Genomic DNA, 16,067 nt, shown 5'->3' with positions numbered 1-16,067 from the left:
CCCTCCTCCGCGCCGCGGGGTGGGGCCACCCCACTTCCCGGCCCCGCTTTGGGCCCCCCCCCGGGGGGGGGCGCCCCCCCCCCCACGAGGGTGCCCTTGCGCAAGACGGAGTAGCAGACGAACACACCGGACTCGGTCAGGTGCGCCCGCAGCTGCGGCGTGACCGCCCTGGCGACGGTCTGCCAGTGCTTGGCGGTGCTCACCGACAAGCCGACCCGCTCACAGAACTCTCCCAGAGCATCGCCGCCTTCGGCTCAGTCGGCGGCCAGGATGTCGCCGATGGCCAGCTGGTTCATCCGGCAGCCGATCATCAGACGGCGGCATTCTTGAACGTCATGCTCGGCGAAACCCATGCGACACTCCCCGCGGAAACCCGGACCGACGAGCGCGCAGTGTAATCACGAGAGTACGTTTCTGTTCGCCGAATCTTCGCCATCAGCCGCAGCGCTCGGGGCCCGGTTGGCGTCCTTCATCATCTTCTTCAGCGCCTGGCGAGAAGCGGTCAGGTTGTCGGTGGTCTCGCTCAGCGGCACGCGGATGCCGGGGTGTCGATCGACGTGCTGCGCGAGCTTTTGGATCATCGCTCCATGCAGACCAGGCCGACGCCATGCTCGGCCAGCTCGACGAGCTGATCGGCGGCGTCTTTGCTGCCCGCGTCGGCGAGGTGGCGTAGCTCTTCCATGTCGCCGTGCTCGGCTGCGAGTTCGACGAGCTGGCCGATAGCGTCTGGGTCGCCGTCCGCAATCCCGAGCATGGCCAGGTAATCATCGCGGCTCATGCCGCACCCCTTGCCGCCTTCTCTCCGTCGGCCGTCGGCTGGTTGCTGATGAGCAGGTCTGCGATCGCGTCTCGCACTGCCTGTTCGCCGCGTAGGTGGATCGTGACATGGCCGGCTTCGACTGGCCGGACTTCTCCTCGGGGTACTGAGTTGACGAAGTCGGTGTAGAGCCGGAACTTGGCTTCGATTTCCTCCTGCAGTAGGGCCTCGGGGATGCCTTGGGAGACAACCTCTTTGAACGGGTCGACCTTGGTGGAGGAAAGGATGAGGAGCGGGACGTCCGGCAAGGGGCCGGCTGCGCGCACCTCGGCGTGAAGCTGCTCGACGTTGCTTGCTTCCTGGAGCCCGGCTTTGACGCCGTGCGGGCTGAGGTGGTGGTCGATGAGCGGCTCGCGGACCTCGGCAGGCCAGCTGGCCAGCTCTTGGGCGAACAGGCCACGGTATAGCCGCACCGCCTCGTCGGGCAGGTTCTCGAATGCTGCTGCGGCCTCTGCGGCGTCGAAGCCTTCGTACCGCTCGCGCAGTTCCTGCGGCATGTAGGCGTTGTAGTCCTCGTGTGCCGGGTCGAGCAGCAGCAGCCCAGCGACCTCTGCGGGGAATCGGATCGCATAGTGGCGGGCGTACAGGCCGCCCAGTGAGTGCCCGACCAGCACATACGGGCCATCGATGGCCGCACCGCGCAGCAGCCCCCGCAGCTCGTCGGTCACCTCGGTGCTGGTGCGGGGCAGCTCGGCGGGTGCGCCGTCGCCCGTGCCCGCGCGGTCGTAAATCACACTTGTGGCCAGTTCCGCCGCCTTGCGGTGCACGTTCCAGTAGTCACGGCCGACCGCGCCGCCGCCGGCCAGAAAGATGACCGCCGGGCTGCTGTTGGCCACTCTTAGTGTTTCCATATTTGGGAATAGTACCAGATGTGGAAAAATAGAGGGGTGGACACCGTCGACCTCCTCCTTCACCCGGTGCGGATACGCATCGTGCGCGCCTTCGCCGGCGGACGCACCCTCACCACCGCTGACCTCGGCCAGCGACTGCCCGATGTGCCCAAGACCACCCTCTACCGGCACGTCGGAATACTGGCCGCAGCCGGGCTGCTGGAGGTCACCGGAGAGCAGCGCGTGCACGGTGCTGTCGAGCGGTCCTACCAGCTCAACCGGGCCGGCACCCGCATCAGCCCGCAACAAGCCGCCGCGATGACCATCGATGACCACAGGCACGGCTTCACCGCCGCCGTTGCCGCGCTACTCGCCGACTTCAACGCCTACCTCGACCAGCCCAACGCCGACCCCACCACCGATATGGTCGGGTACATCCAGGTCCCGCTATGGCTCAGCACGCAGGAGCTGGCGTCCATGGCCGAGCAGATCCGCGCGATACTCATGTCCAAAATAGACAATGAACCAGGCGAGAAGCGCCGACTCTACCTCCTCAGCCCCATCGCCTTCCCGATCGACCACGAACAGACGTAAGCGCCGGGCACGATCAGCGGGCTCGGCAGGGCGAGGCGAGAACCCCGGTGATCTTGGCGACGGCCTCGCCGCCGGGCCACGCGTACCGCATTGCGGTGCCGGGTCTTGGCCATGATCAGTACTTTCGCCTCACAACTACCTGCCGGGACAATCGCTGGCCATCGCCCCCGGCAGACAGATGCTGGAGCTCCTGTCTATAGCGAAGGGCCTGGTCTGGATCGTTGCCTTCGCCGCGCTCGCGCTCGGCAAGATGCGGGCAGCCAAGCTCCTGGCCACGCTCGGCCTGCTGTACATGCTGGTCATGGCCGGGATCGATGTCGTCACCTGGCCTCGATTGGTCATCGACTCCGCACCTCACACCCTGGCCAAGAGCGAGTCGGCAAGGTGCAGTTCTTCCTCGACGCGTTGCACCGGGTGGCCGAAAGCGGGACCGCCATCGACCCCGAGGCGATCGCCCAGCTCCTGGTCCGCCGCCGCGCCGGTGACCCTCTCCGCGCGCTGACCGTGCGTGAACGGGAGGTGCTCGCGTTGATGGCGGAGGGGTTGTCCAACACCGATCACAGCGAGCGGCTGGTCATCAGCGAGGGGGCGGTCAACAAGCACATCAGGAACATCTTCGCCAAACTCGGCCTGCATCCCTCCGACAGCGGTCACCGGAGGGTCCTGGCGGTGCTCGCCTACCTCAAGGCCTGACCGGTAAGAGCCAGGCATTTGCGAGGTTCTGGCTCGCGAGGGCCTGGCTCGCGAGGGTTCGCCCGAGCGGCCCGCTACTTTTCGGCGCAGAGGACCGTGTCGAGGGCGGCGGTGAGCTGCTTGTCGCCATCTGCCATGAGGGACTCCGCAGTCGCGGTGACCGTGGCCGATCGGCCGCCCTCGGTGGCGCCGCTACGGGTCGAGTAGCCGCCGACATCACCAGTGTGCCCCCACGCGAGGCCGCCGCAGCTCAGCGGGGTCTTCGTCAGCCCGAGCCCGTACCCCCACCCCTGGGGGGCTCCGGGCACCGAGACCGTCCGCTTCATCTGCTCCAGCATGGCCGGCTTGAGGAGCTTGCCACCCAGCAGCGCGCTCAGGAACCGGTTGAGGTCCCGTGGCGTGCTGACCAGTTGCCCGGCCGCCCACCCCCTGGACGGATCCATCTCCGACACGTCCACCAGTTCGCCGCCCGGTTTGCCGGTCTTGGACTTATAGGCGCTGGGGTGGGCACCCCGGATCTTCTGCTCGCCGGCACTGGGCCAGTAGGTGTCACGGAGCCCCAGCGGCGTGATGATCCGATCGGTGATCTCCACTCCGATCGGGCGGCCTGTGACCTTCTGCACCATTAGCCCGAGCAGGACGTACCCGGTGTTGCTGTAACTCCACCCCTTGCCGGCAGCGAACAGCGGCTTCTGCGTCAAGGCCAGATCGACCAGTTCCCGGGGCTCGAAGTAGCGGTGCTGGCTTTCGAAGAACGTCCCCGCGATGGCCTTGCCGTGCTCCGGCATGCCGGAGGTGTGCTGGAGCAACTGGCGGACAGTGATCAAGCGGCCGTCATTCCCGCTGCCGCGTACCACGTTCGGCAGGTACTTCTCGACCGGGGCGTCCAGCTCGACCTTGCCCTCGCCGGCCAATCGCAGCACGACCGCGGCGGTGAAGGTCTTGGTGATGCTGGCGATGCGCACCTTCCCGTTGACCGGGACCTTCGCCCGAGAGGCTAGATCGCCCACACCCGCGGTGTAGTCCCGGCTGCGCCCGTCGCGCTCCCTGACCGCGGCCAGCGCACCGGGGAACTCGCCGCCCGTGACCAGATCGTTCAGTGCCCTCTGCGCGACGTCGCCCGGCTGGTCCCGCGGGGCGACGTCGGCGGTCGCCGGGCTGAGGGGCGCTAGCGCCAGGGCCAGAACCGCCGCGGCGCCTGCCCGGGCCAGCCGGAAGGGGACAGCAGGATGCTGAGACATCGGGAACTCCCTTGATGACGTGGTTGCGATGTCATCAAGCATGTTGTCGCGACAAGCTTGCGATCGATCCCGCGCGTGGGTGTTTCCGCACTCCTGCCAGCGCTACCACCTACCCGGAGACCCTGGGCCTGCCCCAGGTCACCGCCGAACACCTGCGGATGCTCCGCGAGGCCGCGACCTTCATGGCCCCGAGCAAGGTCGAACTCGACGGGCACATGCCCGTGGTGCTCCGCTACATCGCCAAGCTCACCATCAACCCCGCGATCGCCCACGGACTCGCGCACGAGATCGGCTCGATCAGCTGGCGGACGTCGTGCTGTGGCGGCCGCAGTATTTCGGGGCCAAACCGCAGCTCGTGCTCAAGGCCGGGTTCCTCGCCTTCGGTGTGACCGGCGACCCCAACGCGTCCACCGACGCGTGCGAACCGCTCGTGCTGGGCCCGCAGTTCGGCGCGCATGGAGCCACGGCCGCCGGCCTGTCGGTGGCCTTCGTCAGCCAGGCCGCCGCGGCCGCCGCATCGGACCGGATGCCCACGCGCCGACGCCGGGTGGGGGTCCGGAACACCCGCGGCATCGGGCCGTCGGCGATGGTCCAGAACGACCGCACGGGGCTTGTACAGGTGGACGCCTCCACCGGCCGGGTCACCCTCGGCGGCGATCGCAGGCGCTCTTGCCCCATGTGCGGGGTTGGAAACCTGCGGACAGTCATTGGCGCTGAGGATGATCACGGCCCGCGGTGGAGTGTGGGCGTCTCTCTCGTTACGTGTTGATCACTTCGCGGCTGGTGTGGTGGCTGGTCGTAGCCTGCGCGTACAGGCCGGATAGGGGCGACGCGGCGACGAGGTAGCCAGTCATGCTGATTCGCGTGAGCGCCAGCCCGGCTCGACACCGTGCACGGCGCTGCCCAGGGCCAGGGTGGCGGACCGTCGACCGTCCGCCACCCTGACCTTGGCCATCACTTACGCGGTCGCTGGCCCGCCCTCCTGGGCTCGCTGCGCGTCCTTGGCCTCGGCACTGGCGAGGATGCCCGGGAGGTGCTTCCCCGTGGACGCTAACCGGCATATCTGTCGGACCTGACCGACGCCGAATGGACAGTACTCGAAGGCGAGGCGCGGGCGGTGATGGCCGAACTGGTCGCAGCCACCGGCAGGCCAATGGTCCATGACCTGCGCGCGACACTCGACGCGATCAACTACGTCACCCGATACGGGATCGAGTGGCGAGCCCTCCCGGTGGACTTCCCTGCGCATCAGGCGGTGTACGCCTTCTTCCTGCGCTGGTCCCGGCGTGGTCTGCCCGAACAGCCGGCCGGCCGGCTGCGGGTGCTGGCCGGACGCTGCGAGCTGCCGACGGCCGGAACCTTCGCCTGGCTGACCCGCTACCGGCGGCTGGTGCGGATCTACGAACGCAAGCCCGAGCACCACGAAGCTCTGATCTGGTGGGCCACCGTGAACCAGATGACCCGCCGCCTGACCCGCGAACTGGCAGGCCAGTCACCTCAAGGCCGCTGGACCGGCCCGCCCCCACTGCCAGCCCTCACCAGTCCCGACCGGCGTGGCAAGGTCCTGCAACTGCTGGCCGCCCAGCCTTGGCGGGCTTGGAGAGGGAACGAACTGGCCGCCATCCTCGGCATCGAGAACGTCAACAGCTTCCGCGTCCAGCTGTCCCAATGGTCCCACCAGGGCTACATCAACAAGATCGGACCAGCCCTCTACGGCCCCATGCCCACGAGCACTTAAGCCTTTGTCAGCAGGCTCTTAGACGCGTGAGTCAGACGGTCATCAGTGAGGGCCCCGCCGCCCCCGGGGCGAACCTGAGGCGCTTTTCCAGGCACACCACCGCCCCGTTCTCGCGCCTGTTGGTGAAGCGGATGTCGTCGGCGAGCGCGCGCATGATCTGCAGCCCCCTGCCGTGCTCCGCGCCGGGGGCGGGCGGGCGCACGGCGTGCGGGTCGAAACCGCGGCCGGTGTCGATCACCCTGATGACGCAGAGGTCGTCGTAGACGCCGGCGCTCACCGTGTACTCGTCGCTCGGCCCCGCATGCCTGATCACGTTGGCGCACGCCTCGGTGAGCATGAGTTCGATGTCGTCGCGGATGACGGGTTCGACTCCGAGAGCGTTGAGGGTGGCGTCGAACATCTGCCTGATCAAGGGGACGCTCGCCGCATCCCGGGGCAGCCGGAGTGCCATCGTGGCTTCCACTGCGCCTCCTCCCAATCGGATGCCCTCTGTCCCTGCCCCCGATTCCCCGGCGCAATCGCCCTCCGCGGGCACCGCTCAGAGCTCCAGCAGCCGGAGCGCCACCTCCAGGGAGGCCTGGGAGATCTCCTCTTCGGTCAGCGACTCGTCCTGGGTCATCCACTTGGCGGCGTGCAGCGTGAACAGCGCCATGGACCGGCTGATGCGGCTGGCCAGCGCGTCGTCGGTGTCGCTCAGCTCGGAGACCAGCGCCATCATCGTCTCGCGCATCCCGATGATCTTCGGATGGTCGCGCAGGGCCGTCTGGTTGCGCTCCAGGAAGCGCGCGACCTCCAGGTAGCGCGAGTGGCGGAGCTGGTCGGCGTAGCGCAGGATGATCTCGCGGCGCGTCTCGGCGGTCTTCGGCTGGGCCCTGGCCCAGGCCAGCAGCTCCTCCAGCTCGGCGATCCGCAGGTCGACCAAGCTGGCGACGATGTCGTCCTTGGTCTTGAAGTGGTAGTAGAGCGCGGCTTTGGTGACGCCGAGCTTCTCCGCGATCTCTCGCAGGGAGGTCGCCTCGTAACCCTGCTCGGTGAAGAGCTCGAGCGCGATCTCCTGGATCCGGGTTCGGGTGTCTTCCCGCACTGTGCACCTATTTCGACTTGACGGCCGACAAGTAAGTTCTCTAGCTTATTGTATGCTTGCCGGTCGGCAAGTAAGTAAGATCTTTGCTGACTTGGGGGTGAGTCGTGGCTGAGGCTGTCGGACGACGTCGAGAAGTGATGGTCGTCCTTCCGGGGCTGATGCTCGCGATGGTGCTGGCGATGCTGGACAACATGATCGTCGGCACAGCGATGCCGCGCATCGTCGCCGAGCTGGGGGGCCTGACTCACCTGTCGTGGGTGGTCACAGCCTATGTACTGGGCACGACCGTCTCCACTCCGATCTGGGGCAAGATCGGGGACCTGTACGGCCGTAAGAACATCTTCCTGATCTCGATCGTCATCTTCATGGTCGGCTCGATGCTGTGCGGCATGGCGGGCTCCGTCCTGCTCGGCGGCGAGGACGGCGGCATGGCCGAGCTCATCGCCTTCCGGGCGATTCAGGGCCTCGGCGCGGGCGGCCTGATGGTCAACGTCATGGCGATCATCGGTGACCTGGTGCCGCCCCGCGAGCGCGGCCAGTACCAGGGCATCATGGCGGGTGTGATGTCGCTGGCGATGATCGCCGGGCCGCTGGTCGGCGGCCTCATCACCGACAACTTCGACTGGCGCTGGGCCTTCTACGTGAACCTGCCGGTCGGCGCGATCGCGCTGGTGCTGCTGTGGCTCAAGCTCGACCTGCCCAAGCATCAGAGCAAGGTGCGCATCGACTGGTGGGGCGCGGGCCTGCTGACGGTCAGCATCACCGCGATGGTGCTCATCACCACCTGGGGCGGCAACCAGTACACGTGGGGCTCGTGGCAGATTCTCAGCCTGGCCGCGCTCGCCGTGGTCACGCTGGTGCTCTTCCTCCTCGTCGAGCGCCGCGCGATCGAGCCGATCATCCCGCTCCAGCTCTTCCGCAACCGCAACTTCACGCTGATCTCCGCCATCGGCTTCCTGCTCGGCTTCGCCATGTTCGGGGCGATCAACTTCCTGCCGCTGTTCCAGCAGACCGTGCAGGGCGCCAGCGCCACCAACTCCGGCCTGCTCCTGCTGCCGATGATGGGCGCCGCCATGGTGGTCTCGCTGTTCGTCGGACGCGCCATCACCGCCACCGGCAAGTACAAGATCTACCCGGTGATCGGCGGCGTCGGCATGGCCATCGGCATGTGGCTGCTGTCGACGATGGGCGTCCAGACGCCGAGCTGGCAGACCGGCGTCTACATCGCGGTGCTCGGCCTCGGCATGGGTTTCCTCATGCAGACCACGATGCTGATCGCGCAGAACAGCGTCGAGCAGAAGGACCTCGGCGTCTCCAGCAGCGCCGCGACGTTCTTCCGGTCGATCGGCGGCTCGTTCGGCGTCTCCCTGTTCGGCGCGATCTTCAACAACCACTTCCTGTCGGAGCTGACCGGCAGGTTCGGTGCCGAGACCGCCGAGAAGGTCGCCAAGGGCGGCGGCAGGATGGACCCGTCGGCGCTGGCGCAGATGCCGCCCCAGCTCCGTACCGGCCTGCTGGAGTCGCTGTCGGCGTCGATCTCCGGCGTCTTCTGGTGGGCCATCGCGTTCGCGGTGGTGGTGCCGCTGCTGGCGGCGTTCATCAAGGAGATCCCGCTGCGCGGTGGCGCCACGCAGAGCGCGTCGGAGCCGGAGGTCGTCACGCCGGCGGCAGGCTGAACAACCGGTCGAGCGCGGTCATCCGCATGAGGTTGCGCAGGTAGGGCGTCAACGCCACGACGTGCAGGTCGGCGTCGGCGCCCGCCGCCTCGCGGTGCAGGCGCACCAGCGCGGCCAGCCCCGATGCAGCGGCGTCTTGTCGAGCATCGCTCCAGGCTGTCGACGACCGGGAAAATGGGAGGCGCGAGACGGGGCGATTTCGGGAAAATCGCGCCCATGGACACCCACTCGATCAGCCGTCCCACCGTCGAGGACGCGCCCGACATCCACGAGCTGGTCGCCGTGTGCGACACCGCGGCCATCGGCGTCCCCGACGCCACCCTCGACGACATCGCCGACTCGCTGGTCGAGCCCGGCTTCGACCTCGGCAAGGACGGCTGGCTGGCGCGCGACGCCGCTGGCGTGCTCGACGGCTGGGCCTGGGCGCACCGCGTCGGCGACAGCGACCTGGTCGAGACGGACGTGATCGTCCGCCCTGGTGCCGGTGCCGGTGCCGACGGCCTGGCCGGCGGGCTGTGGCACCTCGTCCTGCAGCGGGCCCGCGAGCTGGCGGCCGAGAGCGGCCACGACGGGGTCACCATCGACATCGGCGTCTACCAGACGGACGAGGCCAAGCAGGCGCTCGCCAAGGAGCACGGCTTCCAGCCGAGCACCAGCTTCCAGCGCATGCGCATCGACTACGACGGCCAGGTCGAGCCGCCCGCCGTTCCGGACGGGGTGACCCTGGTGACGGGCGAGCCGGAGGACGTCCGCCGCGAGGCGCACCAGATCCACCAGGCGGGCTTCGCCGACCACTACGGCTTCGTCAAGGTCGACTTCGACCAGTGGCACGCGCGCAGGCAGTCGCAGCGCGCCACCGACTGGGGCCAGCTCGTCGTCGCCAGGCACGAGGGCCGTCCCGCGGCCCTGCTGATCGGCAGCAACCAGTTCCTCGCCGACCTCAACTGCGGCTACGTCGCCACGCTCGCCGTCATGCCCGAGTTCCGCGGCCGCGGGCTCGGCAGGTTCCTGCTGCGGCACGCGTTCGCCGCCGACGCGGCCCGCGGGCGCGAGGGGACGATTCTGCACGTCGACTCCAACAACACCACGCCGGCGCTCGGCCTCTACCTGTCGGCGGGCATGCGCTCGGTCCTGGCGGTGGACGTCTGGCGCCGCCGGATCGACCCGACGGCCGGTTAGACATGGCCGGTTGGACGGGGTGGCCGGCTAGACCCGGTGCCGGGCCAGGTGGTCGAGCACCGACTGGTTCGCCTCCCAGCCGTCGGGGAACTTCACCGGCACGCCGAGCTGCACCGGCTCGGCCGACGGGTGGGCGTCCAGCAGCTCGGCGATGCCGGCCCTGGCCACCACCACGCAGGCGTGCCGGTGCCGCGAGGCCAGCACGCACAGCCGCCCCGACTCCAGGTGGAAGGCGGTGGCGTCGCGACGGCCCGACAGCGGATGCAGCACGATCGTCACGTCGTACTCGCGGCCCTGCAGCCGGTTGGCCGTGTCGACGGTGATCTCCGGCGGCAGGCCGGCGCTCCTGATCGCGGCCACCTGGTCGCGGTGGGCCGCGCCGACCGCGATCCGGTCCGCCGTCACCGGATGCTCGCCCTGCTCGGAGCCCGCCACCGCGCCCCGCTGCAGCAGCCGCGCCGCCAGCAGCGCCACGGCCTCCACGGCCTCGCCGTCGGTGCGCACGGTGTGCCTGTTGGGCAGCTCCAGCAGCGCCCACCCGGAGCGGGCCGCCTCCTCCAGCGCCCGGTCGTGCACGGTGCCCATGCCGCCCGTCGCCAGCTCCAGCCGCCGGTCGCCGGGCCCGGTGCCCGCCCTGAACCCGGTGAACGGGTAGAAGGCCCGCGACACCACCGGCGCGGCAGAGGCGGGCAGCCGCCACGACACCGGCAGCCGGTGCACCGGCAGGTCCGGATTGTGCCGGAGCAGCACCGAGACCGCGCTCTGCAACGGGTCCCACGACAGGCCCGACCAGCGGTCGCCGTCGACGATCGAGAACGGGTCGAGCTGGCCGGGGTCGCCGACGAACAGCGCCCGCTCGAACAGCCCCGCGATGCGCAGCAGCTTGTCGGAGCGCATCTGGTACGCCTCGTCCACGATCGCCCACGGCCACGTCCGGCCCGCGATCCACGCCCACTTGTCAGCGGTGGCGATGACGATGTCGGGATCGCCCAGGTCCTGGATCCGGGTGCCGACCGTGACGCCCGGCAGCTCCAGCATCCGCAAGGGGGGCACGTAGCCGCCCGCTGACAGCCGCCCGACGGTCAGGTGCGGGTGCTTGCCGCAGATCCGCGTCACCAGGTCGTCGACCTGCTCGTTGGTCTGCGCGACGATCATCAGCGGCTCGCCGGTCTCGGCGAGGTGCGCGGCGGCGCGCACCACGAGCGTGGACTTGCCCGCTCCCGGCGGGGAGTCGACCACCACGCCGCGATGCCTGGGCAGATCGGCCAGGACGTCCCGGATGACCTGCTCCGGGCTCTTCGCGTCCTGCTCCGCGACGGGCTGGGCGGTCACGACCACTCCTCCTGGGCGTCTTCGTCAGTGGGCACGTACTCCGACGGCGGGCCGCCGTGCGTCCACGGGGTCGCCTCCGCCTCCGGTAGCGCCGGCGCGCCCTGGAAGTCGTCGGTCAGGGACGTGTAGCAGACTCGCTCGCCCACCTCCGGCACCGAGCCGGGAGCGGGCGTCCTGCCTCGCCCCATGCCCTTGGTGATCTTCACGGTGACCAGCCCGTCGCGGGCCGAGACGAGCTGCGCGCCCTGGCCGCGCCGCTGCGGGGTGCCGAGGTCGGTGCCCGGCGCCAGCCGTACCAGATCGTCGGTCTTGACCACCACCAGCGGGCGCAGCTTGCGCGAGCGGCCCTCGCCCTCGACGTTGCCCGGGTCGGTCTCGACGACCTCGCCCGCGAACGCCTCGCCCGTCAGGCGGTACTCGGCCATGACCAGCGGGTCGTCGTAGGCGCGCTGCACCTCGTAGGCGGCCTGGGCGCGCTCCATCCTGGCCAGCCTGGCCGCGGCGGCGATCGCGCTGTCGCGCCTGGCCTGCGGCGGGCCGCCCTCCTCCAGCTGCGTGGCCATGCCGCTGAAGGAGCCGCGGTCCTGCTCCCAGCGCTGCGCCACGCTCGCGCCCTCCTCCAGGCCGCGCAGCAGCTCGATCGCCTGCCACACCAGCCGCCAGGTCGGGTCGAGCTGGGTGCGCAGCGCCTCGGTGATGCGCTCGGCCGAGCCGCTCTCGATCGCCGGCGCCAGCACCTCGGCGTCGAACCCGGGATCGGTCGCGGGGCCGGCGGGCGGCCAGATCAGCGGGTCCTCGGCGTCTTCGCTGGGGCCCTCGGTGATCCAGCCGAGCAGCGCGGCCAGGTTGGCGTCCTCCAGCGCGCTCTGGCCGCTCGCCCAGTGCCTGGACAGCTCGTCCGTCGCGGCGAGCATCAGGGACGAGCCGGGGTAGGTGGCGCGCTCGCCGAAGTAGGTCAGCCAGCGGCCCAGCAGCGGCACCCCCTCCGGCACCGGGTACGGGCCGTCGGCGCGGCGGAACCGGGTGGAGCGTCCCAGCAGCCGGGTGAACGCCACACCCGCCCGGTTCGGCACGACCAGCTGCGGCGCGTCGAGCACCCGCTCGTACGGGTCGGCGTTCTTGCGCTCCACCGTCTCGGTGCCGCCCAGAAAGCCCTCCACGTACGGCAGGAGCAGCCCGGCCAGCTCGGCGGCCCAGGCGAAGCGCAGGTCGCGGTTGCGCGGCTGGGTCACCACGAGCAGGTGGGCGTCGTCGCGACGGGTGCCCAGCATGGCGGCCAGCGGCGCGGCGGCCTCACCCGACAGCTTGAGCGGGATGAACACCATCGGCCGCGCCGCCAGATGGCAGTGCCTGACGGTCGCGATCGGCTGCGCCAGGCCCTCGTCGATGGCCCGCAGCCGGGCGAGCGAGGTGAGCAGGCTCATGGGGCGTGCTCCCTGTCTGGACCCCTGCCCGGACCGGGCGGGCGCCGGCGGGCGCCGGTCACGTCAGGCACTCCCTGCGAAGACGTTCGGCGTTGCGCAGCAGGCGGGCGATCTCCTCCTGCCCCGGTCCCGGGGAGTAGGTGCCCTCGGCCAGGCCGAGCGCCTCGTCGACCGAGGCGACGCCGCCCAGCTCGTCGCGCACCTGGCGGCCGAGCAGGTCGGAGGCGCCCTCCTGGCGGGCCTCGTCGCGGCAGAAGAAGCACAGGTCGCAGGTGGACAGGCAGTCGGGCGCGTAGCGGGCCGACGCCCTCCGGATCGCGTCCGCCAGCTCGGCGACGGGCCTGGTGGGCAGGCCGTCCTCGCCCGGCAGCAGGTCGAAGCTGAGGTCGTCGGGCAGCCCGTCGAGCAGCCTGTCGAGGGTGGTCATCCTGGCCAGCTGGCGTTCGAGCACGGCGAGTTGCCTGCGCACGTCCACCAGCGTCGCGATCGGACGGTTGGCGAAGTTCTCCGGGCACACCAGCACCACGTCGTGCGCCACCCGCAGCGGGTCGTGGCCCAGCTCGGCCAGCAGCCGGCGCAGCGCCAGCACGTACACCGCTGCCTGGCGCGCGGCGGCGGCCACCGACGCCGGGTCGGCCTGCCCGTCGATCACCGCGAACGACTTGATCTCCACGATGTGGAAGCGGCCGCCGAGCTGGAACGCCACCACGTCCGGCTCCAGGTAGGCGGTGTGCCCGGCGATCTCCAGGCTCAGCAGCGGATGGTCGTAGAGGGTGCCCGCGTCCTCCTCCCTGGCGGCGCGGTCGATCAGCGTCCGGGTGTGGGTGTGGCGCAGGTGCGCGCCGACGTTCTCCACGTCGTGGTAGGCCACCTCGGCGACCGGCAGGCCCAGCACCTCGCGCAGCATCCGCAGCAGCTCCGCGCAGCCGTCGGCCTTGACCACGGACTCGAACGCGTTGCCCCGGGTGATCGCGAACGGCGACTGGCCGAACGGCGCGGGGAAGCCCAGGTGCCTGGCGGCGGCGTCCTTGTCGATCCCGGCGCCGTCGAGGAGCGCCCGGCGCGTGCAGCCGGGGTTGGCCGCGAGCGCGGCGATCGCGCGGGCGTCGTGCGGCTGCTGCGGCGTCGTGCCCCGCAGCGCGTCAAGCCGGTTCATCGGCTGCCTCTCGTGGTTCTGGCGCCAGTTCTCACGTCGGTGTCCTGCTCACGGTTCATGATCGTGCTCAGCGTAGCGGCGCCGAACAGCCGGGCCACGTCATTGAGCTGCGAGGCCGCCCGTTCGGCCAGCTCCGCCCTGTCCCGCGTGTCGCGCCCCGCGTGCACGCGCAGCTCGGTGCCGGCCGCATCGATCACCCGGCCGGGGTCGGGCGGGCCCAGGTCGGCGCCGGTCGCGCCGGGAATGTTGCGGGACATCCTCGCCAGCAGCCTGACCGCCTCGGGGAACGGGAAGGGCAGGCGTCCGACCTCCTCGGCCACCCGGGTGGCGCAGGTGAGGAAGTCGACGCGGGGGCTGAGCGGGCCGACCATCCTGCGCTCCACCGGCCAGGTGCTGACGGCCAGAAGGCCGCGGGCGGGGGAGAGGCGGTCGGTCAGGGCCGCGCACAGGTAGTACGGCCTGTTGTAGGGGGAGCCCTTGAAGGAGCGCTCCTCGTCCCGGCGCAGGCTGGTGAGCTGGGGGCTGCGCAGGGTGCCGTGGAAGAACGCGTCGGAGACGGCGACGACCAGCCTGGCCTGCGCGGGCGCGCCCAGCATCGCCAGCGCCTGGTGAACCTGCTCACGCACGGTCACCAGGCGCGCGCTCCGGGCCGGGGCGGGTTCGTCGTGCGTGCCCGGGGTGGGGTCGGCCGTGTCGCTGCTCACCAGGGAGTCCCAGGCGCGTTCCGCGGTCCGGAGCTCGGCGCGGAGCGTGCGGGCGGTGGCGGAGTCCCTGGCGCGCATGGCTCTGCGGACACCGGCCCGGAGCGTGTCGATCCGCCTTTCGAGATCGTCCAGCCGGTCACTCATGGCGCGAGCGTAACAGCAGTTCCAGTAATTCCCAGTAATTTCACGACATCACGTGAAAGCACCCGCCTTTTGATCTACATAGTAAAGGCGGTCAGCAGAGGCTCTCGCTGAAGGTGAGGTAGCCGGTCCTGGTGCCCCAGGTGGAGACGGTGCCGTCGCAGTCCTCGTACTTCCCGCCGACCACCGTGGTCTGGGACGAGTCGGAGTAGTACGTGGTGACGCACGAACTGCCGAGGCTGCAGGCCCTGGCCTGGGCCGGCCCCGCGGGGCCGGCCGCGAGGGCCGCGACGGCGATCACCGAGGCCACGAGGGCGCGACGGATCATGAGAGTTCCTTCCCTGCCGAGGATGTGGTGCGGTGATCGGATCATCCGCTGCGGCAGAGGGAAACTCAATGTCCGCTATAGGCCACGCGGCGGCTCAGGGGGCGGTTCGGCGTCAGGTCGCCGGTACTGCCAGGACCCAGGTGCGGTCGTCCGTCAGGAAGCGGGCCAGGCGCAGCCCCGTGGCGGCCAGGTCGTCCGCGAGGTCCTGGTCGGTCAGCCGCCTGGACGCGAACGACTGCGTCCACACCATCTCGTCCCAGGCGTAGCGCATGGTCGCGTTGAACACGCCGGGCAAGACCTCCGCCAGCTCCGCCAGCTCGACCGTGATGCCGTCCTCGGTCCGCCCCTGGCCGATGCGCCACGTGTCGTGTCTCTCCGGCGGCAGCCACTGGATCAGCACCGATCCGCCGGGCGCGACGTGCCTGGCGCAGGCGTCGAGCAGCCCCCGCCTGTCGGCGTCCTCGACGATGTTGACCAGCTGGGAGGCGAGCATCACGGCGTCGAAGCGCCGCTCCAGCCGCAGGTCCTGGACGCGGGCGTGGACCGTTTCCGCGCCGCGCACGTGGGCCAGCATCTCGGCCGACTCGTCCACCGCCACCACCTCGTAGCCCCGCTCGAGCAGGGGGTGCGTGACCCTGCCCACCCCCGAGCCGAGCTCCAGGACGGAACCGCCCGCTGGAACCACCCCGGCGACCACCTCAGGTTCGCCGTTGGGCTTCAGCCGCGTGTAGAAGTCGACGGGTGAGCCGTCGCGGGTGATCGCGCCGGGGCCCGTACCGCTGTTGGGTTGGATCATCAGTCCACGCTAACCGCCGCAAAGCGGGCCGGGCAGCCCCGAGGATGTCCGGGAATCGTGACATGGGAGCGGCCCGCCGGGGGACCATGAAGCTGTGACCCCCCGCCATCTGATCGGAGTCGCGGCCGGCCTGGCCGCGCTGCCCGCCGTCTACTACCTGACCGAGTCGGGGGCCAGAGCGCTGCGGACGGCGTACACCGCGTTCGGCCCCGGGCCCGCCGGGCTCGGCTACCTCGCCGCGGTGGCGGCCATCGTCACCCTGCTGTGCGGCCTGTCGCCGCCCGCCGCGCTGGCGTGCGGTGTGCCGCTGCTGGCCGCGGGCGGCCTGTTCGCG

The 16,067-nt window shown here is 70.3% G+C and carries 19 protein-coding genes and 1 pseudogene; 7 read left to right on the top strand and 13 right to left on the bottom strand.

From position 1 onward, the window contains the following. Positions 1-398: 398 nt before the first annotated feature. From ABZ297_RS41850 to ABZ297_RS41840, 3 genes are read right to left on the bottom strand one after another with little or no spacing between them, the layout of a single operon-like run. Complete coding sequence (locus ABZ297_RS41850; RefSeq protein WP_355358413.1) at positions 399-581, bottom strand: hypothetical protein; 183 nt, start codon at positions 579-581, stop codon at positions 399-401. Continuing rightward, positions 578-778 (bottom strand): hypothetical protein, encoded by a 201-nt coding sequence (locus tag ABZ297_RS41845; RefSeq protein ID WP_355358410.1) that lies wholly within the window; start codon positions 776-778, stop codon positions 578-580. The genes ABZ297_RS41850 and ABZ297_RS41845 overlap by 4 nt, the downstream gene beginning before the upstream one ends. After that, a complete protein-coding gene (locus ABZ297_RS41840) occupies positions 775-1,668 on the bottom strand; it encodes an alpha/beta hydrolase (RefSeq protein WP_355358407.1) in 894 nt (297 codons plus the stop codon). Before ABZ297_RS41840 ends, ABZ297_RS41845 begins: the two co-directional genes overlap by 4 nt. A 36-nt stretch (positions 1,669-1,704) precedes the next feature. Here ABZ297_RS41840 and ABZ297_RS41835 point away from each other — a divergent pair, with 36 nt between their 5' ends. Then, positions 1,705-2,241 (top strand): helix-turn-helix domain-containing protein, encoded by a 537-nt coding sequence (locus tag ABZ297_RS41835; protein WP_355358404.1) that lies wholly within the window; start codon positions 1,705-1,707, stop codon positions 2,239-2,241. Between the two features lie 369 nt (positions 2,242-2,610). Continuing rightward, a pseudogene (locus ABZ297_RS41830) lies at positions 2,611-2,934 on the top strand (LuxR C-terminal-related transcriptional regulator); the annotation flags it as partial. 74 nt (positions 2,935-3,008) lie between these two features. Here the strand turns inward: ABZ297_RS41830 and ABZ297_RS41825 are convergent. Continuing rightward, positions 3,009-4,175 (bottom strand): serine hydrolase domain-containing protein, encoded by a 1,167-nt coding sequence (locus ABZ297_RS41825; protein ID WP_355358402.1) that lies wholly within the window; start codon positions 4,173-4,175, stop codon positions 3,009-3,011. 14 nt (positions 4,176-4,189) lie between these two features. On the opposite strand from ABZ297_RS41825, the gene ABZ297_RS41820 reads away from it, so the two are divergent. Both ABZ297_RS41820 and ABZ297_RS41815 read left to right on the top strand, forming a co-directional pair. Next, positions 4,190-4,564: a hypothetical protein gene (locus ABZ297_RS41820; protein WP_355358399.1), complete on the top strand. Its 375-nt coding sequence runs from the start codon at positions 4,190-4,192 to the stop codon at positions 4,562-4,564. A 674-nt stretch (positions 4,565-5,238) separates the two neighbouring features. Then, positions 5,239-5,913 carry a transposase gene (locus ABZ297_RS41815; protein ID WP_355358416.1) on the top strand — a complete coding sequence of 225 codons (675 nt, stop codon included), beginning with the start codon at positions 5,239-5,241 and terminating at the stop codon, positions 5,911-5,913. Positions 5,914-5,944: 31 nt separating this feature from the next. Here ABZ297_RS41815 and ABZ297_RS41810 read toward each other — a convergent pair whose 3' ends face one another. Further along, entirely contained in the window at positions 5,945-6,376 is a 432-nt protein-coding gene (locus ABZ297_RS41810; protein WP_355358396.1) for an ATP-binding protein, read from the bottom strand. Between the two features lie 75 nt (positions 6,377-6,451). Next, positions 6,452-6,997, bottom strand: a complete 546-nt coding sequence (locus tag ABZ297_RS41805; protein WP_355358393.1) for a helix-turn-helix domain-containing protein — start codon at positions 6,995-6,997, stop codon at positions 6,452-6,454. 137 nt (positions 6,998-7,134) lie between these two features. Here ABZ297_RS41805 and ABZ297_RS41800 point away from each other — a divergent pair, with 137 nt between their 5' ends. Then, entirely contained in the window at positions 7,135-8,673 is a 1,539-nt protein-coding gene (locus ABZ297_RS41800) for an MDR family MFS transporter (RefSeq protein WP_355358390.1), read from the top strand. Here the strand turns inward: ABZ297_RS41800 and ABZ297_RS41795 are convergent. Then, entirely contained in the window at positions 8,654-8,779 is a 126-nt protein-coding gene (locus ABZ297_RS41795) for a hypothetical protein (protein ID WP_355358387.1), read from the bottom strand. The two genes, ABZ297_RS41800 and ABZ297_RS41795, sit on opposite strands and share 20 nt — an antisense overlap. Before the next feature lie 110 nt (positions 8,780-8,889). Between ABZ297_RS41795 and ABZ297_RS41790 the strand changes: the two genes are divergently transcribed. Next, positions 8,890-9,852, top strand: a complete 963-nt coding sequence (locus ABZ297_RS41790) for a GNAT family N-acetyltransferase (RefSeq protein ID WP_355358384.1) — start codon at positions 8,890-8,892, stop codon at positions 9,850-9,852. 27 nt (positions 9,853-9,879) lie between these two features. Here ABZ297_RS41790 and ABZ297_RS41785 read toward each other — a convergent pair whose 3' ends face one another. The 6 genes from ABZ297_RS41785 to ABZ297_RS41760 all read right to left on the bottom strand — a co-directional run bounded on the left by ABZ297_RS41785 (position 9,880) and on the right by ABZ297_RS41760 (position 15,733). Continuing rightward, on the bottom strand, positions 9,880-11,184 hold the full coding sequence (locus ABZ297_RS41785) for an AAA family ATPase (RefSeq protein ID WP_355358382.1): 1,305 nt from the start codon (positions 11,182-11,184) through the stop codon (positions 9,880-9,882). Next, on the bottom strand, positions 11,181-12,608 hold the full coding sequence (locus tag ABZ297_RS41780; protein ID WP_355358380.1) for a hypothetical protein: 1,428 nt from the start codon (positions 12,606-12,608) through the stop codon (positions 11,181-11,183). Before ABZ297_RS41780 ends, ABZ297_RS41785 begins: the two co-directional genes overlap by 4 nt. Before the next feature lie 58 nt (positions 12,609-12,666). Beyond that, positions 12,667-13,764 (bottom strand): hypothetical protein, encoded by a 1,098-nt coding sequence (locus ABZ297_RS41775; RefSeq protein ID WP_355358378.1) that lies wholly within the window; start codon positions 13,762-13,764, stop codon positions 12,667-12,669. Beyond that, positions 13,761-14,612 (bottom strand): hypothetical protein, encoded by an 852-nt coding sequence (locus tag ABZ297_RS41770; RefSeq protein WP_355358376.1) that lies wholly within the window; start codon positions 14,610-14,612, stop codon positions 13,761-13,763. The genes ABZ297_RS41775 and ABZ297_RS41770 overlap by 4 nt, the downstream gene beginning before the upstream one ends. A gap of 91 nt (positions 14,613-14,703) precedes the next feature. After that, complete coding sequence (locus tag ABZ297_RS41765; protein WP_355358374.1) at positions 14,704-14,937, bottom strand: DUF6289 family protein; 234 nt, start codon at positions 14,935-14,937, stop codon at positions 14,704-14,706. A gap of 112 nt (positions 14,938-15,049) precedes the next feature. Continuing rightward, entirely contained in the window at positions 15,050-15,733 is a 684-nt protein-coding gene (locus tag ABZ297_RS41760; RefSeq protein WP_355358372.1) for a class I SAM-dependent methyltransferase, read from the bottom strand. 94 nt (positions 15,734-15,827) lie between these two features. Between ABZ297_RS41760 and ABZ297_RS41755 the strand changes: the two genes are divergently transcribed. Then, positions 15,828-16,067: hypothetical protein (locus tag ABZ297_RS41755; RefSeq protein ID WP_355358369.1), on the top strand; the 240-nt coding region annotated here is incomplete at its 3' end.

This window comes from Nonomuraea sp. NPDC005983, from assembly GCF_040614375.1.
In the GTDB taxonomy this organism is placed as follows: Bacteria; Actinomycetota; Actinomycetes; order Streptosporangiales; family Streptosporangiaceae; genus Nonomuraea.
This window is presented reverse-complemented; position numbering and strand designations above follow the sequence as displayed.